Origin of the sequence: Veillonella sp. 3891 (assembly GCF_003992315.1) — a bacterium.
In the GTDB taxonomy this organism is placed as follows: Bacteria; Bacillota; Negativicutes; order Veillonellales; family Veillonellaceae; genus F0422.
This window is the reverse complement of record NZ_RQVE01000016.1, coordinates 15,227-35,080: the sequence shown is the minus strand read 5'-3', so window position 1 is coordinate 35,080 and position 19,854 is coordinate 15,227. Positions and strand designations below refer to the sequence as shown.

19 protein-coding genes are annotated in these 19,854 nt (G+C 37.1%); 8 read left to right on the top strand and 11 right to left on the bottom strand.

The window, feature by feature from the left end; genetic code table 11:
- Nucleotides 1-44: 44 nt before the first annotated feature.
- The 6 genes from EO118_RS08835 to EO118_RS07795 all read right to left on the bottom strand — a co-directional run bounded on the left by EO118_RS08835 (nt 45) and on the right by EO118_RS07795 (nt 7,546).
- Nucleotides 45-155 carry a putative holin-like toxin gene (locus EO118_RS08835; protein ID WP_370447323.1) on the bottom strand — a complete coding sequence of 37 codons (111 nt, stop codon included), beginning with the start codon at nt 153-155 and terminating at the stop codon, nt 45-47.
- A gap of 348 nt (nt 156-503) precedes the next feature.
- Nucleotides 504-1,175, bottom strand: coding sequence for a respiratory nitrate reductase subunit gamma (gene narI / locus EO118_RS07815; protein WP_127011150.1), 672 nt, complete (start codon nt 1,173-1,175; stop codon nt 504-506).
- Nucleotides 1,172-1,696, bottom strand: a complete 525-nt coding sequence (gene narJ / locus EO118_RS07810) for a nitrate reductase molybdenum cofactor assembly chaperone (protein WP_127069384.1) — start codon at nt 1,694-1,696, stop codon at nt 1,172-1,174. The genes narI and narJ overlap by 4 nt, the downstream gene beginning before the upstream one ends.
- On the bottom strand, nt 1,696-3,123 hold the full coding sequence (gene narH, locus EO118_RS07805) for a nitrate reductase subunit beta (RefSeq protein WP_127069383.1): 1,428 nt from the start codon (nt 3,121-3,123) through the stop codon (nt 1,696-1,698). Before narH ends, narJ begins: the two co-directional genes overlap by 1 nt.
- The gene (locus tag EO118_RS07800) at nt 3,113-6,787 is read right to left on the bottom strand and encodes a nitrate reductase subunit alpha (protein WP_127069382.1); all 3,675 of its coding nucleotides are present in this window, start codon (nt 6,785-6,787) and stop codon (nt 3,113-3,115) included. The genes narH and EO118_RS07800 overlap by 11 nt, the downstream gene beginning before the upstream one ends.
- Nucleotides 6,788-6,859: 72 nt before the next feature.
- Nucleotides 6,860-7,546 (bottom strand): Crp/Fnr family transcriptional regulator, encoded by a 687-nt coding sequence (locus tag EO118_RS07795; protein WP_038145028.1) that lies wholly within the window; start codon nt 7,544-7,546, stop codon nt 6,860-6,862.
- Nucleotides 7,547-7,859: 313 nt separating this feature from the next.
- Between EO118_RS07795 and EO118_RS07790 the strand changes: the two genes are divergently transcribed.
- Both EO118_RS07790 and EO118_RS07775 read left to right on the top strand, forming a co-directional pair.
- Nucleotides 7,860-9,197 (top strand): MFS transporter, encoded by a 1,338-nt coding sequence (locus tag EO118_RS07790; protein ID WP_127069381.1) that lies wholly within the window; start codon nt 7,860-7,862, stop codon nt 9,195-9,197.
- A gap of 775 nt (nt 9,198-9,972) precedes the next feature.
- Nucleotides 9,973-10,344: a cupin domain-containing protein gene (locus tag EO118_RS07775; protein WP_038145013.1), complete on the top strand. Its 372-nt coding sequence runs from the start codon at nt 9,973-9,975 to the stop codon at nt 10,342-10,344.
- Nucleotides 10,345-10,709: 365 nt separating this feature from the next.
- On the opposite strand, the gene jag is transcribed toward EO118_RS07775, so the two are convergent.
- The 5 genes from jag to rpmH form a co-directional block, all read right to left on the bottom strand.
- Nucleotides 10,710-11,474 (bottom strand): RNA-binding cell elongation regulator Jag/EloR, encoded by a 765-nt coding sequence (gene jag / locus EO118_RS07770; RefSeq protein ID WP_127069380.1) that lies wholly within the window; start codon nt 11,472-11,474, stop codon nt 10,710-10,712.
- A 10-nt stretch (nt 11,475-11,484) separates the two neighbouring features.
- The gene (locus EO118_RS07765; RefSeq protein WP_127061637.1) at nt 11,485-12,123 is read right to left on the bottom strand and encodes a YidC/Oxa1 family membrane protein insertase; all 639 of its coding nucleotides are present in this window, start codon (nt 12,121-12,123) and stop codon (nt 11,485-11,487) included.
- 108 nt (nt 12,124-12,231) lie between these two features.
- Nucleotides 12,232-12,459: a membrane protein insertion efficiency factor YidD gene (gene yidD / locus EO118_RS07760; RefSeq protein ID WP_009353977.1), complete on the bottom strand. Its 228-nt coding sequence runs from the start codon at nt 12,457-12,459 to the stop codon at nt 12,232-12,234.
- Entirely contained in the window at nt 12,459-12,812 is a 354-nt protein-coding gene (rnpA, locus tag EO118_RS07755) for a ribonuclease P protein component (RefSeq protein ID WP_009353996.1), read from the bottom strand. The genes yidD and rnpA overlap by 1 nt, the downstream gene beginning before the upstream one ends.
- A 70-nt stretch (nt 12,813-12,882) precedes the next feature.
- Complete coding sequence (rpmH, locus tag EO118_RS07750) at nt 12,883-13,017, bottom strand: 50S ribosomal protein L34 (protein ID WP_004692946.1); 135 nt, start codon at nt 13,015-13,017, stop codon at nt 12,883-12,885.
- 260 nt (nt 13,018-13,277) lie between these two features.
- On the opposite strand from rpmH, the gene EO118_RS07745 reads away from it, so the two are divergent.
- The 6 genes from EO118_RS07745 (at nt 13,278) to EO118_RS07720 (ending at nt 19,796) form a co-directional block, all read left to right on the top strand.
- Nucleotides 13,278-14,189 (top strand): Fic family protein, encoded by a 912-nt coding sequence (locus EO118_RS07745; RefSeq protein ID WP_127069379.1) that lies wholly within the window; start codon nt 13,278-13,280, stop codon nt 14,187-14,189.
- A 352-nt stretch (nt 14,190-14,541) separates the two neighbouring features.
- Nucleotides 14,542-16,197 (top strand): chromosomal replication initiator protein DnaA, encoded by a 1,656-nt coding sequence (gene dnaA, locus EO118_RS07740; protein ID WP_164723914.1) that lies wholly within the window; start codon nt 14,542-14,544, stop codon nt 16,195-16,197.
- A gap of 265 nt (nt 16,198-16,462) precedes the next feature.
- Nucleotides 16,463-17,578: a DNA polymerase III subunit beta gene (gene dnaN, locus EO118_RS07735; RefSeq protein ID WP_240633525.1), complete on the top strand. Its 1,116-nt coding sequence runs from the start codon at nt 16,463-16,465 to the stop codon at nt 17,576-17,578.
- Between the two features lie 16 nt (nt 17,579-17,594).
- Nucleotides 17,595-17,819, top strand: a complete 225-nt coding sequence (locus EO118_RS07730) for an RNA-binding S4 domain-containing protein (protein ID WP_127069377.1) — start codon at nt 17,595-17,597, stop codon at nt 17,817-17,819.
- Between the two features lie 2 nt (nt 17,820-17,821).
- Nucleotides 17,822-18,913, top strand: coding sequence for a DNA replication/repair protein RecF (gene recF / locus EO118_RS07725; RefSeq protein WP_127069376.1), 1,092 nt, complete (start codon nt 17,822-17,824; stop codon nt 18,911-18,913).
- On the top strand, nt 18,903-19,796 hold the full coding sequence (locus EO118_RS07720; RefSeq protein WP_127069375.1) for a DciA family protein: 894 nt from the start codon (nt 18,903-18,905) through the stop codon (nt 19,794-19,796). The genes recF and EO118_RS07720 overlap by 11 nt, the downstream gene beginning before the upstream one ends.
- Nucleotides 19,797-19,854: the final 58 nt, after the last annotated feature.

The window sequence follows — 19,854 nt, the reverse complement described above, 5'->3', positions numbered from 1 at the left end:
CGCGCAAATGCTTAAATTGGAAAACCCCATACGAGGTTTATCATTCAGTAGAGTTGCATTTGACTTGACAATTCAAGATTAAAAAAGCAACGAATAACTTCTACGATTAACATAGAAAATTGAATCAATAAAGATAACTTTTCATATGTAGTCATAGTATCACCTCCTCCTATAGTAGGAAGAAACGAGCCCAACTCACGTTGATAACTCTTATGTTTTCATTATAGCATAATGTATTCGTAATGTTTACTTAATTTTAATGCTATTTCAACTAGCAAACTAAGCAACGCGCAAGTTTACAGATAATACCGCACTAACACCCGAGGAACGCCGTTACGAGTAGTAGCCTTGTGGCGTTTCCTTACTACCCGAATCACACAAACACAAAAAGCCCACAATATACCTCCGAAGAAACATCATGAAATGCCGTTTCTGAGGGGGTGTATTGCGGTCTTTATTTTTATTATGTCAGACAGGAACGCCACAGACTTTCATAGAGAAAACTAGCGACGGTCTCGTTTACGATACACAATAAATGGTCGTGCTAAGTAGTTAAATGGTACGCTTAAGCAATGTACTAAACGGCTGAATGGGAATACGATAGCCACAATCATCCAGGATAGCATATGGAACTTAAAGATACCAGGAACGTTTTCCATTAAGGATGGATCTGGCATAGCCATCAATACGCTACGGAACCAAGGTCCAATGGACACACGATAGTCAAAGAATCCAGATGCATTCAATAAAGTACCAGCCATACCACTAAAGATAGCTAGTGTAAAGAATACATATAACCATACATCCATTTTAGATGTGTTCGCACGTAATGTAGGTGTTGTGAAACGACGTTTCATCAACATCAAGAAGCCTACGATAAATAGGAAACCAGCTACAGCACCCATATACAAGGCACCAGCATGATACATATGGTCATCCACACCGATCATAGCAGTCCAAGTTTTAGGAATCAATACCCCTACCACATGGCCGCCGATAACGCAAAGCAAACCAAAGTGGAACAATGGGTTCGCAATACGCAATTGTTTCTTTTCTAAGAATTGACTTGATTTAGTAGTCCAGTTTCTTTCAAAGTAAAAGAAACGAACAAGAGTCCCTACGACAAAGAAGGTGAAAGCGATATAAGGCAGGGCGCCCCATAAGAATAAATTCATCGTACACCGTCCTCCAATCCATTTGCAACAGATAAAATAATATCAAATAAGAATGCATACGGCAGTTTCGCCTCGATGAAACGTTCCCGAATATATTCTAATTTTGGTTTACAGTATTCATAAATTTCTTGCGCTTTATCTTCTTCGATAAGTGCACATAACTCAAGAATAGCTGGGACAAAGTCTGGCATTTCTTTTGGTAAGTCATAGCCATTTTCAAGGAAAAATGCTTTGTATTTAACAAGTTCTTCTGCTTGTTCCCCTGTACCTTGTAATTCATAGGTAGATAAATACATATTTGTATTTTGACTAAAGTCAAAGGTACGTACATATTGATCTTCAAACTCTTTACGAGGTGTTTCTTCCACATAGTCGAAGAATTCTATCAAGGCTTGACGGAGTTGAGGGTGCGCAACAGATGTTGCGTCCCCCTTCCATTCTTGTAATTCATCGTACCAAGTGGCATCAGGATAACGAAGCAGAAATGACGCGATAAGCGCTATTTTCTGAGCATCATTCATTATTGGCATCCCCCTGTAGGACAGGCAAAACCACGTTTATGTTGCATATCTGCACGACCTTCACGAGACGCTTTGATATCTGTAGGAATCACGAAACGATCATTGTATTTAGACAAGGCTAATAATTTGTACATTTCATACATTTGATCTTCTGTTAAATCGATTGGATGCTCAGGAGCTTCACCGCCTACATCACGACGACGCATATATTCACGCATATCTAATACACGTTGTAATACACGAGCTAAGGCATCTGCATTACCTGCTGTAAATAGATTTGCAAGATATTGCACAGGCACACGCATTTCATTTGCATCTGGTAAGTATACTTCAGATGTAATACGTTGTACGATTGGGCTCAATGGTGGTACATACCAAACCATTGGTAATGTACGATATTCTGGATGTAATGGTAAGCCCACTTTCCATTCCTTGATTAATTTGTAGACTGGAGATTTTTGCGCTGCTTTAATCCAAGCTTCACCAATACCTTCAGCACGAGCCGCTTTCACTACTTCTGGATCATGAGGGTCTAAAATCAAGTCCACTGTATTTTCATAGATATTCGCATCATCTTTTGTAGCCGCAGCTGCTTCTACTTTATCCATATCATAGAAAACAACGCCTACATAACGCATTCTACCTACGCAAGTTTCCGCACAGATTTGTGGTAAACCATTTTCCAAACGTGGGTAACAGAATACGCATTTTTCAGCTTTATTTGTTTCCCAGTTGTAGAAGATTTTTTTGTATGGGCAAGATGGTACGCAATGGCGCCAGCCACGACATACATCTTGAGACACAAGAACTACACCGTCTTCATCACGTTTGTAAATCGCACCAGATGGGCACGCTGCCACACATGCTGGATTCAAGCAATGATTACATAGACGAGGTAAGTAGCGCATGAATACTTTTTCATAGTCAAACACGATATCTTCGCCCATTTTAGCTAAGTTAACATCAGAGCGAGCGTGCTCACCACCAGCCAAATCGTCATCCCAGTTAGGACCCCATTTGATTTCCATGCGTTCTTTAGTTACTAAAGAGCGTGGACGTGCTACTGGTTGGTTATTTTTACGACCAGAATGAATCAATGTTTCATAATCATATGTCCATGGTTCAAAGTAGTCTTTCAACTCAGGTTGTTCTGGATGATAGAACAATTTCATCAGACGATTTGTTTTGGAACCTGTCGCTAATGCTAATTTTCCATCGCTATCAACAGTCCAACCGCCTTTCCATTTTTCTTGGTCTTCCCAATGACGTGGATAACCAACACCTGGACGAGTTTCTACGTTATTAAAGTACATATATTCCGCACCTTCGCGGTTTGTCCATGTATTTTTACAAGTGACAGAACATGTGTGACAGCCTAGACACTTGTCTAAATTTAGGACCATAGATACTTGAGCCTTAATCTTCAAGCCAATCTACCTCCTTCATTTTACGAGCCACAATAGTCATATCCCGTTGATTGCCAGTTGGGCCATAATAATTGAATCCATAACTTAATTGACCATAACCACCAATCATATGCGTTGGTTTCAAATGAATGTGAGTTGGTGCATTGTGTGTACCACCGCGTTGTTTTTTTATTTGCGCAGCAGGTACGTTGATGTGACGATCTTGAGCATGGTGCATGTAAGAAATACCACGAGGAATACGTGGGGATACTACTGCACGAGCTGCAACGATACCGTTTTTATTGAAAGCTTCTACCCAATCATTATCTTGGACATTGATTTCCTTCGCATCATCTTCGTTCAACCAAATTGTTTGTCCACCACGGAACAATGTTAATAATTGTTGGCTATCGAAGTACATACTATGAGTAGACCATTTATTATGTGGTGTTAAGTATTTCAATGTAATTTGAGGAACACCTTCTTGTGCGTAATCACCTTTCACTGGTGCATAGGACAAGACTGGTTTATAAAGAGCCATAGCCTCGCCATAATCACGCATCATTTCATGATCACAATAGAAGGATTGACGACCTGTGATAGTACGGAATGGAACTTTATCCTCAGTAGATGTTGTAAATGGAGAGTAACGACGGTCTTTATTATTTTTACCTGTACTTGTTACAGATGGAATAATAAAGCGTGGTTGACGAACCATATCTTCAAAGGTAATGCGTTCTTCTTCACGACCTTTTGCATTCTTTTGAAGATCTGTTAAGCCTGTTTTTTCTTCCATTGCTTGCCAGGAACGAACTGCCAATTTACCATTCGTACAAGAAGACAATGTTAATACAACATTACAAGCTTCACGCGCTTCATAGATGCTTGGACGACCATGAGATACGAAACCTGGTTGATTGATAGTACCATTTTGTTCATATAAGGATTGGTAAGCATCAGATACATCCCATGATAAACCATGAGCGCCCACTTTATTTTCAATATTAGGACCTAAGCCAATGAATTTTTCAAAGATTTTACTGTAGTCACGTTTTACGTGTACAAGATTTGGCATTGTTTTACCTGGAATAGGTTCACATTCACCTTTGCTCCAGTCTAATACTTTACCCAATGGTTGAGCTACTTCGCCTGGGCTGTCATGACCTAATGGTTGCGCTACGATATCTTCGTATTCAGTAAATCCAGATTCTTTTGCTACGCGAGAAACTGTTTCTGCCAACGTACGGAATGTATCCCAGTCAGATTTAGTGTCCCATGCGCAATCAACTGCCGCTTGGAATACGTGTACATATGGATGCATATCTGTAGAAGATAAATCTTGTTTTTCATACCATGTAGCTGCAGGGAACACGATGTCAGAGTATAACGCAGTAGAAGCCATACGGAAGTCAATATCGATCAATAAGTCTAATTTACCTGTTTCTGGAGCTTCACGCCAGTTGATTTCTTCTGGACGTACTGGTGCATCTTCATCTTCAATGACACCATTTTTCGTGCCTAATAAGTATTTCAAGAAATACTCATGGCCTTTAGAGGAGGAACCAATTAAGTTAGAACGCCATACGAACAAGTTACGTGGATGATTTTCTTTCGCAGAAGGATCTTCTACGCAGAATTTCAACTCTTTATTTTTCAAAGCTTGTACGATGTATTGGTTAATTTCTGCCTCAGTACCTGCGCCTGTAGCACGAGCATCGTTGATTAAATCTTGATAGTTACGGTTGAAAGTAGGGTAAGACGGCAACCAACCTAAACGAGCTGCCAACACGTTATAGTCACCAGGGTGTCTGTAACGAGGTGTAGCCAATTTAGATACACGGTCCGCTAAGTCTATGCAGTCAGAACGATATTGTTCTGTAGCAAAGTAGAACCAAGATGTACCATTTTGTAAACGAGGTGCTTTACTCCAGTCGTTCGCTGTCATAATGCCAGCCCAACCTTCTACTGGACGTAATTTTTCTTGTCCTACATAGTGAGCCCAGCCACCGCCGTTAACGCCTTCTGTACCACAGAACATGATCAAGTTAAGGATAGTACGGTAAATTACGTCTGCATGATACCAGTGGTTGATACCAGCACCCATGATAATCATGGAACGACCTTTTGTTTTTTCTGCATTGTCAGCAAACTCACGAGCCGTACGAATCACTACATCTGCTTTTACGCCAGTGATTTTTTCTTGCCATGCTGGAGTATATGGAGTGTCTTCTTCATAGCTAGTAGCCACTTCACCACCTAAACCACGATCGATACCGTAGTTAGCAAGAATCAAGTCGTAAACAGTTGTCACTTGTACAGGACCTTCTTTAGTTTTTACTGTGATCACAGGGATAGCACGTTCAATAATACCTTCATGAGCTTCGTCGCCGAAGTATGGTAATTTTACTAATGCAACGGAATCACGTTGGTCAATGACAGATAAACGAGGGGAGATTGTCTCGCCTGTTGCACGGTTTTCAAGACGTAAATTCCATTTTTTAGGATTTGTATGACGATCACCTAATGTACCATTTGGTGCTACCAATGTATTTGTGATTTCATCGATCACTACTGTATGGAAATCAGCACCCTCTTCTGTGCTACCTAAATCTTGATTATTCAAGAAGCGACCTGCTTGAATAGCACCATTGATTTCTTCTACACGTACTAAGAATGGTAAGTCAGTGAACTCTTTCGCATATTCTTTAAAATATGGAGTTTCTTTATCTACATAGTATTCTTTCAGAATGACATGACCCATCGCCATGGCCATTGCTGCGTCTGTACCAGCTTTTACATTCAACCAAGTATCGGAGAATGTAGTGGATTCTGCATAGTCAGGAGACACAGAGACTACTTTTGTACCTTTATAACGTACTTCTGCCAAGAAGTGGGCATCTGGAGTACGAGTCAATGGTACGTTGGAGCCCCATGTAATGATATAACCTGCATTGTACCAGTCACCAGATTCTGGAGTATCTGTTTGTTCACCCCAAACTTGTGGACTTGATGGAGGCAAGTCAGCATACCAGTCATAGAAGGAAAGTGGAGTACCACCCATAAGGTTCAAGAAACGCGCACCACCTGCATAGGACAACATGGACATAGCTGGGATTACGGAGAACCCTGCATTGCGGTCTGGACCATATGTTTTTGCTGTATATAATAAGGAAGCTGCTACGATTTCTGTAGATTCATCCCAAGTAGAACGTACAAAGCCACCCATACCACGAGCAGATTTATAACGTTTTGCTTTTTCAGGATCTTCTACAATAGATTTCCATGCTTCGATAGGATTTTTAGCAGTTTTCTTCGCTTCTCTCCAAAGCTCGATCAATTCACCACGTACATATGGATATTTTACGCGTAATGGGCTGTATAAATACCAAGAGAACGTAGATCCTCGAGGGCATCCACGTGGTTCGTAATCTGGCATATCATCTGGTGTTTTAGGATAATCAGTTGCTTGATTTTCCCACGCAACAACACCATTTTTTACGTAAATATTCCAGCTACAAGAACCAGTACAGTTTACGCCATGTGTGGTGCGGACTACTTTATCGTAGGACCAACGGTCACGATAAAAATTTTCCCATTCACGACCACCTTCTTCTGTGATTTGATGGCCTGTTGGAGATACGTCCTTCTTGCGAAGAAACTTAAATTTTTGAGATAAAAGACTCATCTCATGTCCTCCTTAAAAATACAAAAAAACCCTTGCCTTCGTAGTGCTCACAGCAAGGGGGGATAACCTTAATCATTCAATATTGCTAATATTAGGATCGATAGTTTCTATATCTAAATCTAGCAAATCGATTAATGCATCAAAGTCACAGATTACCAGATGGTGTTTATCATAGGCTACATAGCCTAACTTTCGTAACTCACTTAGCATGCGGTTTAAACCTTCCCGTGATGTGGCAGTAAATTCAGCTAACTCTTGGTTGCTTAATGCAATGTCGATATAAATACCGTCATCCCGCTTAATACCATAACTATTAGCTAAACGCAATAATGTAGAATAAAATGCACCTTTCTTACCGTATAATAATAAGTCTCTATACTTAGCTTGTTGTCGACGCATATGAAGCGTATAAATCTTCATCATCGCAATGGCTAAGGAATGATCCTTAGCAATGGCAGGTTCTAATACGTCGTAACGTATACAATAGACTGAGCAATCTTCTCTTGCAATGGCATTAAATACATACGATCTCGTATTCGTCTCATACAAAGGAATTTCCCCAAGCACATTATTCTTACCTACTAATCGTAATGCAAAAATATGTCCTGTGGATTCAAATTTCTTAATACTGAGGCGCCCTCTCTGAACGATATAAAAATGTTCTGCCTTATCGCCTTCGTGAAATAAAAATTCTCCTTTTTTCAGATGAATTACTTCACCTGGCAATGCTAGCAATTGATTGATTAACTCCTGTTCCATACTGTCACCATACATCTTTCAGTAACATCCCATACTTATGAAGTTGATATAAACTTAGCTATATCAATTTCTCAATTACATTTTAAATTTTGCGTATGTTACTATTATAACTTATTAATAATTATATAAGTTGTGCTTTTTATCACATTCACATTATATTATATCTTATATAATAAGTGTGTGATTTTAGGCACATATTATAATGAAAGTATGGCATAAGTCAATATTTTTTTATACTAATTTGTGTCTTCGATTTACTGTGATACAAAAAGTATCACAAGTTGTACGTTGAAAGGATTAAAGGAGTGTTCTCATGTCAGAGATGAAAATGCCTCAAGTGGGTGCGAGCCGCAAAGAAATTATTGCGAACTGGCAACCAGAAAATCCCGAATTTTGGGAAAAGTTTGGCAAAAAAATTGCTAAACAAAACTTGGTAGTTTCTACCATTGCATTAACGTTATCATTTTGCGTTTGGTATTTATGGTCCACCATCGCAGCCCAACTCAATGGAGCTGGATTCCATTTTACAACAGAACAATTATTTACACTGGCTGCCTTCCCAGGTTTAGTAGGTGCTACGTTCCGTTTTATCTACACTTACATGCCAGCTTTAATTGGTGGTAGAAACTGGACTTTCATTTCTACAATCATCTTATTAGTACCTGTAGTATGGTTAGGGTATGCTGTACAAGATACAACAACTTCTTACGAAACGTTCATGATCTTAACAGCATTGATCGGCTTAGCCGGTGGTAACTTCTCCTCCTCCATGGCGAACATCGGTAACTTCTTCCCTAAATCTGAAAAAGGTACCGCTCTCGGTATCAATGGTGGTATTGGTAACCTTGGTATTTCCGTTATCTATTTTTTAGCTCCATTCGCAATGGGTTCTGCTACATTAGGTAATATCTTCGGTGTCACACCTGCTATGATTAAAGGTAACGCTGTATACTTAGCCAATGCAGCTTTCATGTGGATTGTTCCATTGATCATCATCTTAGCTTGCATGACTCGTTACATGGATAACTTGCCATCAGCAAAACCAAATCCTAAAGCGCTGGCTCAAATTTTTAGCAACAAACACACGTGGGCTATGACATTGTTATATACATGTGCCTTCGGTGCTTTCTCCGGATATGCGGCCGCACTTGGTCTTCTAGTAAATAAAGAATTCCCTGAAATTCCATTTGCTCACATCGCATTCGTAGGACCACTAGTATCTGCCAGTCTTCGCCCAGTAGGTGGTTGGTTAGCTGATAAAATTAACAGCGGTACAAAAATTACTTTCGTCGGATTGATTGGTTTATGTATCACTACTGTATTAATTGCAGTAGGCGTAGATATGCATAACTTCGACTTTTTCTTTGGAATGACTGTGTTGATGTTCGTATCTTGCGGTTTCGTAACAGGTTCTACATTCCGTATGATTCCTCACATCTTCACAGATGGATTACAATCTTCCTTGATTGCTGGTTTCGTAGCGGCTGTAGCGGCGTATGGTGCCTTCATTACACCAAAAATCTTTGGTTATGTATACACAACATTTGGAAGCATCCACCCAGCATTCGCAGTATTACTTGCTTTCAACATTGTAACAGTATTTGTATGTTACTGGTTCTATGTTCGTAAAGCAGCTAACATGAATGTATAATTAAATCTTATACAAAAAAAGCACGGTTTATACCGTGCTTTTTTGTACTCTTAATAAGAAATAATAATAGTTTAAAGGTATTAAAGTTTAGTATTAAATCGTCTACTGTGATATTTAATCGCCTAAAATATGATATCATTAGGTGAATGCAGAAAGGAGTAGGCAAATGAAAACTTTTAATTATTCACTCTATGAAAGTACTATGTGAGATAGCGAAATTATTAATTTATTAGCACAAATCCATGAACATAAGGGAAAACAAGAACTTTTCATACAACAAAAACCTGCTGTGCTAGATAAACTAGTGGAAATTGCTAAGATTCAAAGTATTGAATGCAGTTCCAATCCTAAGTAAATCCACCATAGAAAATATGTTGAAACAATTAGTAGAAGAAAAGTACATTGAACGACACGGAAAAGGGAAAGCCACCTTTTATGTGAAGAAATAATATACCAATGAATTTAATTATACTAAACTAGTAATGCCTCGCCAACTAGTTTTACCATTGGATTATGGCATGTTGATGATAAAAGAAACAGCTCCTATGCGGTTACTCGATGCTGTATTGAAGGAATTAGACTATAAAGAGTTACAGCATTTGTATTCTTCTAAAGAAAATTTGTCAACTGATCTTGACAATATCAAATCCCATTGTTGTCATAAGGATTGGTTTGTTGTAAAATGAAGTTGAATAGCGAAGGATATGACGATGATTACTTTAACTGAGCACCCTAAAACGATATAAAATACGAATTTTTGAAAGGAGCAAACATCATGGTAAATGAAATCACAAACGATTTTGCAACGCGACGTTTTCGCGTGGCAAATGTGGCAAAGGCGGGCAATGTCGCAACGCGCACGCCAATCTACAGCACGGAGTCAACGAGCGGTGTCGTCTGGGTCATAAAGCCTGGACAGACGATTCAGCCGCACGGTCACGCCAATGCAGATGATATATGGATTTGCATTGAGGGAGAGGGCGTCTTTTACCCTACCCCCGGAGAGGAGCACCCCATCGCGAAGGGCGATGTCATCGTCTCAGCGAAGGGCATGTGCCACGGGATGAAAAATACAGGCACGAAGGACTTTGTCTTTGTTGGCATCCTTGCCCCCGTCCCTGCGGATTATTTCCCCATCGAGCCGTAAAGAGTCTGTAGACAGTAGGAACTGATCTTGACAATATCAGTATCACCCTATGGGAAATTAATAACCGTGGATATAACTGAACCACTAAATAGCTATATAAAACCTAATAACTATATTATTTCTTTTTAATATATACACCATATAAAAAGGGGCTGTAACAAAACAGCCCCTTAAACTAAAAAAGCTATGAGTTGAATATATAAAATCAACTCATAGCTTTTTTCTATATTTCTAAGAAAAAGGACCCCGAAGGGCCCTCTTCATAGTTATAGATAATCTGTTACTATATGCCACAAATCATCTATTGTCATCTCTACAGATATGCATATACATCAATATAAAAGTTGATGATATATAGTAGAAGTCTATCGTTTGTAATAAATTACAATATGACGATATGGTTCTTGTCCTTCGCTATCTGTTTTGATATTTTTTTCGTTTTGCAAAGCTAAGTGAATGATTTTGCGTTCAAATGCATTCATTGGTTCTAACGCAATTTTTTGACGTGTACGTCGTACTTTAGCTCCTAATCGATGTGCCAATTGAACTAAAGTTTCTTCTCGACGGGAACGATAATTTTCCACGTCCACAACAATTTGGCAACGACGGCGAACTTCTTTATTAGCCACAAGGTTTGTTAAGTATTGGATAGCATCTAATGTTTGACCATGTTTACCAATTAAAATACCTAAGTCTTCCCCATGTACTTGGAATGTAATCTTATCTTTAGTAGTCAATTTTTCAATCTGTACAGATAAGCCCATCTTTCCAAACATACCTAATAAAAATTCTTTACCTGTATCGGCAATGAAATCTTGTTCTGCTTTTGTAATACCATCCTCAACTACCACAGGAATTTCAGTAGCTTCTGTTTCCACAGTATCTACTGTTGTTTCTGTAACAGTTTCCACAACTGATACTACTTCTTCTGCAACAGCAATATTTTCTGCTGTTCCTTCTTCAAAGTATACGCGAACAAGAGCATCTTTTTTACCAAATCCTAAGAAACCTTTTGATGGTTCTTCTAACACTTTCACAGACGTAACAACACGACCTTGAGATTCAATTTGCGCTGTTGCTTGTGAAGTTGCCTCTTCAATCGTTTTTGCTGACACTTCAATGTAATCCATGCCTAGCCTCCTATTTGTTATTACGATAAATTAATGTTTGTTGTGCTAATTGGAATAGATTTGAAACTACCCAGTAAATTACCAATCCACTAGCAAAGTTTAAACTGATATAGCCAATGAATAGTGGCATAAAGATGTTCATAATCTTTGCTTGTTGATTATTACCACTAGCAGATGTTTGTTTACTCATAATATACGTAGACAACGCAGACAATACTGGTAATACATAGATTGGATCTGGATCACTCAAATTTGGTAACCATAAGAATTGCGCATATTGAGGATCATATGGATATCCTTGCAATGCATAGAAAATAGCAATCAAGAATGGCATTTGTACAAGAAGTGGTAAACAACCAGCTAATGGATTGATGCCTAATTCTTTATACATTTTCATAATTTCTTGCTGTGCTTTTTGTGGATTGTCCTTATATTTGTCTTGAATGGCTTTCATTTTAGGTTGTAAATCAGCCATGCCTTTCATAGACTGCACTTGTTTTTGTGTCAACGGTGCTAATATAAGTTTAATAACAATGGTAAGCAAAATAATCGCGATACCATAGCTTGGGAAGCCCATCGATTTTGTGGCCAAAAACGAATATTCCACAAGACTTCTCATAAAATCTACTAAATATTGAAAGATTTCCATGCCTACTCCTTTTCTTGTTCTTTGTAGTATAACCTTTGTGTACCCATATACGTTATGGTATGGTCTATATTTCATCCATACAGGTACTCAGGTATTTCCAAAACTGTGCTATGGCAAAGGATCATATCCACCCTTGTGAAAGGGATGGCATTTTAAAATCCGTTTAATGCCTAAATAGCTACCTTTTAAAGGTCCATATCGTCGCAATGCTTGCAACATATACATCGAACAGGTGGGATAAAAACGACAAGTACTTGGCTTTAAAGGAGATAGAGCATATCGATAGAACTGAACTAATCCAATTAACAAGTAATTTACAAGTTTACTAATACCCATTAGTTTCTATCCTTTAATAATTTACATTTTTTGAATAGACGCATCATTTCACGTTCTGCCTGTTCGTAGGTAGCATTGGCTAAATAACCTCGACCGACTACTACGATATGATGACCTTCACGCAATTCATGTTGATGCAAACGATACACTTCTTTCATCAAACGTCGTGCTCTGTTGCGCTGTACTGCGCCACCTACTTTTTTACCCGTGACGAAACCAATTTTACTTTTTTGCTTTGCCACTGGCATATGATAGACCACACAAAGACGTCCCACTTCATAGCGACCGTGCTTATACACTAATTGATATTCATTGTTTTTCCGAATTCTTCTATCTTTTGTTAAACTATTCATAGTTATCCTTTAATACCGTACATACAGAAAAACTTGGCTCTGCGGCCAAGTTCTCTTGCTGTATATTTGATTATGCAGATAAGCGTTTTCTGCCTTTAGCGCGTCGACGTTTTAATACTAGACGGCCACCGATGGTTTTCATACGTTCACGGAAACCATGAGTACGTTTTCTCCAAAGTGTATTTGGTTGGTAAGTACGTTTCATTACAACAACACCTCCTCATGATAGGTTTATTTTTTCGTATACCATAACATAGTAATTATATGTATAAACCCTAATTCTGTCAATATAAACCTTGTTTTTAATAGTATATATATAAACGATTTGTAATATTGTCATAATAGAACTCTACATACATTTATAGATATCTCTTATCATTCATAGTAATCTTTACTTCCTTATTTTAAAATCTTTACTTTTATTATAATTTACAGTACGATAAGTAAAGATTATGGAGGTAAAATATGTATAATTATCATGGTTTACTACAATTACTAAAACAACATAACCTAAAAAAATCCGACTTAACACAAGTGCTACATATCTCTTCAAGAACGATTGCAAAGATTGGTAAAGGTGAAAAACTTTCCTCCTCAGTGATACATAAATTATGTAATTTTTTCCTTTGTTCTGAAAATGATATATATCGTATTATATCTGACAACCCTATTCTTAGACAATTGCAAGAGGAGAAGTCTCATCATATCTCAGGTGGATTATATCATGAACTACAAATTCGTATGACTTATAACTCAAATCACATAGAAGGTAGTGCTCTAAATGAAGATCAAACTAGACGTATTTTTGAAACCAATACCATTGACAGTAAAGATGCTCTTCCTGTAGATGATATTATTGAAACCGTCAATCATTTTAGAGCAATTGATTACTGTATTGATATGGCAGAGGAACCTATAACAGAAGAAATGATTAAGCACCTTCACTATATATTAAAAAGTAGAACAAAAGATGAAACCCTTCCTTGGTTTAATGTGGGAGAATATAAAACTCGACCTAATGTTGTAGGTGGCATCGAAACATCGGCTCCTAAAGATGTAGCCCATGACATGAAACAATTACTCACTTCTTATCATAAAAAATCAGAAATTTCTTTTGAAGATATTGTGGAATTTCATTTCCAATTTGAACGTATCCATCCCTTTCAAGATGGAAATGGTCGTGTCGGTAGACTCATTGCCTTTAAAGAATGTTTAAACCATGGAGTTATTCCATTTATCATTGAAGATACAAAAAAATATTATTACTATCGAGGATTAAAAGAATATTTATATGAACCTGGATATCTCATTAACACATGTTACGATGGTCAAGATACGATGAAACATTTATTAACATACTTTCATATTTCAATTTAATTCAATTAAGTCTATGCTATTTCTAGATTAGAATCATACTATAAAAGTAAAAAGGTGTGCTATATTCCTAAACAAAAAATATACTACGCCTTTTTCTATAAAAATAACCAATAGAATGCATAGTAAAGCAAAAAAGTTTTTGGTATAATAAAGCTATACACCAACAAAGGGTTATAAACAAGTTTTCCACATTTTTTACATCTTATCCACTGACTTATTCACAATATTGTGGATAGAAACAATTCTACCTATTATCTTGTTTATGAACTCTTTTTCTTTGTCTAATTTTTAGTTATCCACATTCATCATGATGTGGACAAATAATTTTTATACACATACAGGAAGGTTTATTATGAGTGACTTAGATCTCTACTCCCTATGGGACCAAGTGATGCAAAAAACAAAAACAAAAATGCCCCAGCAAATGTGGGACTCCTTGGTCGTGAATTCCTTGATGCCCTATTCTATGACATCTACCATCCTAACCTTATTCGTTATGGATCCTAGCAAATTAAAATACATTCAAACCCCATTGGTCCATAACCAAATTGTAGAGGCAGCAAAAAGTTTACTTCCTACCTTACAAACTATTGACTATCTAACGGATACTGCTACATCAGATGCATCTTCATTGGAAACAATACACACATCTCCTTCGGATATTCCTCCTATGCCGCCTATCGATATGCCTTCTATTGAAGATACAACGATGGAAAGTTCTCCCTCTCCTATCATCCCTCCCCCTTGGAATACAGAAGAGTATGACGAAGTATTACCAGAAGGTGTGAGTCGTCCTAGCTATGATTCTCCTGTCATCATTCAAAGAAATACTTCTCCTTCACAAGGTATCCAAAAACCAGTGCCTGCTGATTTATTTGCAACTAAAACAACTACTTCCACACCATTACCAACAGCACCATCTGTGCAACGGGATATGAATAGCTCTTCAAAATCACATCTAAATCGTGCTTTTACTTTTGATAATTACATCGAATCTAATTCTAACCGCCTTGCTTTCAGTGCTGCAAAAGCAGTGGCGGAAAATCCAGGACTTCGTTACAATCCACTATATATTCACGGTCAATCTGGTCTTGGTAAAACTCATTTAATGCATGCCATCGGCAATGAAATTTTAGTACATAATCCATCCGCTAAAATTATGTCTATTACCAGTGAAGATTTTATGAATAGTTTTATTGAATCTTTGCGAACAAAAACACCGGATCAATTCCGCCGTAACTTCCGAGATATCGATGTACTCATCATTGACGATGTACAATTCTTAGAAGAAAAAAATAAGAAAACTACACAGGAAGAATTTTTCAATACTTTCAACCATTTATTGAGCCACAATAAAGCAGTAATTTTATCCAGTGATAAGCCGCCAAAGGATTACAAGGAAATGGAAGAGCGTTTAATCACACGATTTAATAGTGGTCTTACTGTAGAAATTGAGGCACCAAATCCAGAAATGATTGAAGCCATCATCCATGAGGAAATCTATCATCGTCGCAGCGAATACCCAACTTTATATGTTCCAAAAGAGGTGATTCACCTATTTGCACAGTATTTTAATAAGCGAAATATTCGTGAATTAAAAGGTGCCTTTGAAACATTGATTACACAAGCGGCTATTACAAACCGATTAGAAACGATTGATGTAGAATTTACCAATAAAGCAATCAAAGACTTTATCATTCATACAGAAAAAATCGTATTATCCATTAAATACATTCAAGAATTTGTAGCAGATTATTTCAAAATTAAACTAGAACATTTAATTAGCCAAAAACGGAATAAGCAATATGCCCATCCACGCCAAATTGCTATGTATTTAGCTCGTGAATTAATCAATGAAAGTTACCCACAAATTTCCTTTGCTTTTGGTAAAAAAGACCATACAACGGCATTGCATGCGTATGAAAAAATTTCCAGAGAAATAGAAAAGGATCAAGATTTACGATATACCATTGAGCGTATTCGTGAAGAATTAGAAGCAGCTAAATAATCCCCAGATTGTGGATAAGTATGTGCGTAACCTGTGTACACTTTGTGCCTAGGCTGTTAACAAAAATTGACTTACACACAAGGTAATTTCAAACCTGTTACTATGTGGATAGATGCAATTTTCTATTCCCAATGTTGTAAACATGTGTAAAACATTGATGTACAAGGACTTTATACACCTATCCACTTGTGCACGCGCCCTACTACTACGGCTACTAATTTAAACAAAAACACTCTAACATAGTTATATTAGTCACAAGGAGTTAATGATGAAACTTCAATTTAACAAAACTGAATTAGTGAAAGCTATGTCACTATTCCAACGTGTAGCAAGCAATAAAACAAGCTCTAATTTACCAGGATCTATTTACATTTCTACAAAAGATAACTATGTAGAATTACAAGCTAATGACTTTGAAATTGGAATGAGATCCCAAGTAGATGCTACCATCCTTGAACCAGGTACGATTGTAGTGGGTTCTAAATACTTTCAAGAAATTCTAAAAAAATTACCAGGTGAACAAGTAGAATTATATAAACCAGACAATTCCAATCAATTACAAATTAAATCAGATCATTCTGAATTTAAATTAGTGACTATGCAAGTAGAAGATTTCTCCTTAGTAGAGCAAATCCAAGATGATAATAGCATTATGATTGACGGAGAACAGTTAAAACAATTAATCGATTTAACTGTATATGCTACTTCTACAGATACAGATCGTCCTATTTTCTGTGGTACCTTAGTAGAAATTGAAGGTAATGAGCTTACTATGGTCGGTACTGATACACATCGTATGGCTGTTAAAAAAGTTACCTTAGATACAGCACTTGAAAATCCAATGCGTATTGTCATTCCAAAACGTACTGTAGAAGAAGTTTCCAGAGTATTACCATCAGATCAACCTGTTATGGTTAAATTAATTTGGAATAGAAATCAAATAGCTATTGTATTTGATACTGTATATATTATTTCAAGATTGATTGAAGGTACATATCCTGATTATAAACGTGTTATTCCTGCTAAATTCGATGCTAGTGCTATTTTAAATCGTCGTGAATTTGCTAGTTCTTTAGATCGTGTATATTTTATGGCGAAAGATATGAGTTATTCTGCCATTCGTTATGATTGGGAAGAAAATCAAGTTACATTAAGTTCTCAAAGTGCTGATATTGGTATGGTAAAAGATATTGTTCTATGTACCTTTGAAGGCAATCCTTTCACTATTAATTTTAATGGTAAATATATAGATGAATTATTGAAACATAGCACAGGTGAAAGAATCCATATGTATTTACAAGAACAAGGGGCTATGGTAATTCGTCAAGATAATAATGACCATTACACCTATGTGGTAACACCAGTTCATACACATAATTAAGAGAAAAGAGGAAATTATGAATCAAGAAACTGTATCCATTCATACAGAGTATATTCAATTAGACCAACTATTGAAATATGCTAATGTCTTAGCTACAGGTGGTCAAGTTAAAGTATTATTAGAAGAAAAACAAATCACCTTAAATGGCGTATTAGTTACAGAAAAACGTAAAAAAATCTATCCTAATGATGTGGTAACCATTTCTAATGAAGTAACAATCACTGTGGTGAAGGAGGCTTAATTGTGCATGTGACAGAATTGGAACTGATACATGTTCGCAATCATCGTCATAGAACTATTACTTTCACACCAGAAATCATTGTCATCCATGGTCCTAATGGAAAAGGGAAAACAAATATCTTAGAATCTGCTTATATTGCCACGATGGGACATAGTCATCGTACATCGGATATGAAAGATGTTATTTCTTGGAATGAAGATGAGGCTAGTATTATCGTTCACTTTATGAAAGCTGATACACCACATACGTTGCAGATTAAATGGGGACGTCAAGGAAAAAAAGTCATTCGTTTGCATGATAATCCCTTATCGCAAAAAGAATTAGTAGGCACTTTGAATACAGTTATTTTTTCTCCGGAAGATTTAGATTTAATCAAAGGAACACCTTCCTTACGGCGTCGTTTTTTGAATATGGAAATTAGTCAGACTAGTCCTCAATATTATCACCAACTTACGATGTATCAGAGGGCTGTACAACAGAGAAATCGGATACTCAAAGAATATAGTCATACCAGTAAGGTACCAGTGCAAGATTGGGATGAACAAATTGCTACGTTAGGGTCTCAAATTATTCAAAAGCGATTGGAAAGTTTAAAAAAATTAAATCAATTGATGGATTTAATGAATCGGAAACTCACTAATGGTAAAGAAGATTTACGATTGCAATATAGCCAGCCTTATAGTGAGAAACAATTGTTGGTGACTAAGGAGGCTTTATTACAAGCTTTGCAAGAACAATTACCAGAGGATCGGCGACGGTTACAAACATCAGTGGGACCCCATCGTGATGATATTATCTTTTACTCGGGGACTATGGATTTAAAACGATTTGGCTCACAAGGGCAACAACGGACAGCTATATTGTCAGTTAAGTTAAGTGAATTAGAATATATTAAATCAGAAGTAGGAGAATATCCTATTTTACTATTAGACGATGTACTCAGTGAGTTGGATCAGGAACGTCGTTCTAATTTAATCAAATTCATTCATAAACGTGTGCAGACAATCATTACTACTACGGATACAACAGATACAATGGACTTAGACAAGGTGCAGTATATAGACTTGACGGAGGAAATACCACATGGAGAATAAGTTAGAATCCTTTGCAGGAGGGGCAAATCTTCGTGATGCTATGTTGCAAGAACTAGGCATTTATGAAATGTATCGACTTATGAAACTCTATCATGATTGGGAATCTGTCGTAGGACCTATGGTGAGTGGACAAGCAAAATTAGTGCAAATTAAGCCACCAGTTATCGTAGTGGAAATTGGTCATACTGTATGGATGCAAGAGATGACTATGCGCAAACCACAAATATTGGAAGCATTGCGTGAGTATTATGGAGAATCCATTATTACAGATATCAAAGTACAACTGCCACGACGCGCTTTGCAAGAACAAATTATATCAGGGGATGCCTTAGATATGACTCCTGTCTATGAGGAAAGTATAGACTTTCATCAAATTGTGTTGCCTCCTGAGATTGTACAAAGTATAGAAGAGTCTGTTCGTGTGATCCGTCATGAGGAACTCCGACAAAAAGTATTGCAAACACGTATGGAACAAGCGAAAAAAGAGTTTGTACTGCAAAAAGAGCACTTTCATCAATGTCCTACCTGTGGTCGTTGGCAATCGGAAGGATCTGCAAAGGTATGTCCTCAGTGTGAATATAAAAAGTATCGACATATCATTCGTACGGTGAAAGGTTTATTGAAGTATTATCCTCATTATAAATATGACCAAATGAAAGCAATTGCTCCTTGGTGTACTTATGAATGGTATGAAGTGGCGAAAGAAGAAAGTATTTATTATTATTTAACTCGCTTGTTTCAAGGCTCTACGGATGCTAACGATATGTATTGGGCGACGATGTTAATTACATCAAAACCGCAAGATGAATTGTCTTATGAACAAGTTGTGAATATTACTAATAAGTATCGTTGGAACGAAGCAGACAAAATGCAAGTGAAATAAAGGCTGAGACTTTCACAGAGATAGTAAAGTATTGTATAATAGAATGTATTATATAGAA

What these genes read in the sequence shown, in the direction of transcription:
- EO118_RS08835 (WP_370447323.1), bottom strand. Translation starts at nt 155, where the DNA reads ATGACTACATATGAAAAGTTATCTTTATTGATTCAATTTTCTATGTTA.
- narI (WP_127011150.1), bottom strand. Translation starts at nt 1,175, where the DNA reads ATGAATTTATTCTTATGGGGCGCCCTGCCTTATATCGCTTTCACCTTC.
- narJ (WP_127069384.1), bottom strand. Translation starts at nt 1,696, where the DNA reads ATGAATGATGCTCAGAAAATAGCGCTTATCGCGTCATTTCTGCTTCGT.
- EO118_RS07800 (WP_127069382.1), bottom strand. Translation starts at nt 6,787, where the DNA reads ATGAGTCTTTTATCTCAAAAATTTAAGTTTCTTCGCAAGAAGGACGTA.
- EO118_RS07795 (WP_038145028.1), bottom strand. Translation starts at nt 7,546, where the DNA reads ATGGAACAGGAGTTAATCAATCAATTGCTAGCATTGCCAGGTGAAGTA.
- EO118_RS07790 (WP_127069381.1), top strand. Translation starts at nt 7,860, where the DNA reads ATGTCAGAGATGAAAATGCCTCAAGTGGGTGCGAGCCGCAAAGAAATT.
- EO118_RS07775 (WP_038145013.1), top strand. Translation starts at nt 9,973, where the DNA reads ATGGTAAATGAAATCACAAACGATTTTGCAACGCGACGTTTTCGCGTG.
- jag (WP_127069380.1), bottom strand. Translation starts at nt 11,474, where the DNA reads ATGGATTACATTGAAGTGTCAGCAAAAACGATTGAAGAGGCAACTTCA.
- EO118_RS07765 (WP_127061637.1), bottom strand. Translation starts at nt 12,123, where the DNA reads ATGGAAATCTTTCAATATTTAGTAGATTTTATGAGAAGTCTTGTGGAA.
- yidD (WP_009353977.1), bottom strand. Translation starts at nt 12,459, where the DNA reads ATGGGTATTAGTAAACTTGTAAATTACTTGTTAATTGGATTAGTTCAG.
- rnpA (WP_009353996.1), bottom strand. Translation starts at nt 12,812, where the DNA reads ATGAATAGTTTAACAAAAGATAGAAGAATTCGGAAAAACAATGAATAT.
- rpmH (WP_004692946.1), bottom strand. Translation starts at nt 13,017, where the DNA reads ATGAAACGTACTTACCAACCAAATACACTTTGGAGAAAACGTACTCAT.
- EO118_RS07745 (WP_127069379.1), top strand. Translation starts at nt 13,278, where the DNA reads ATGTATAATTATCATGGTTTACTACAATTACTAAAACAACATAACCTA.
- dnaA (WP_164723914.1), top strand. Translation starts at nt 14,542, where the DNA reads ATGAGTGACTTAGATCTCTACTCCCTATGGGACCAAGTGATGCAAAAA.
- dnaN (WP_240633525.1), top strand. Translation starts at nt 16,463, where the DNA reads ATGATGAAACTTCAATTTAACAAAACTGAATTAGTGAAAGCTATGTCA.
- EO118_RS07730 (WP_127069377.1), top strand. Translation starts at nt 17,595, where the DNA reads ATGAATCAAGAAACTGTATCCATTCATACAGAGTATATTCAATTAGAC.
- EO118_RS07720 (WP_127069375.1), top strand. Translation starts at nt 18,903, where the DNA reads ATGGAGAATAAGTTAGAATCCTTTGCAGGAGGGGCAAATCTTCGTGAT.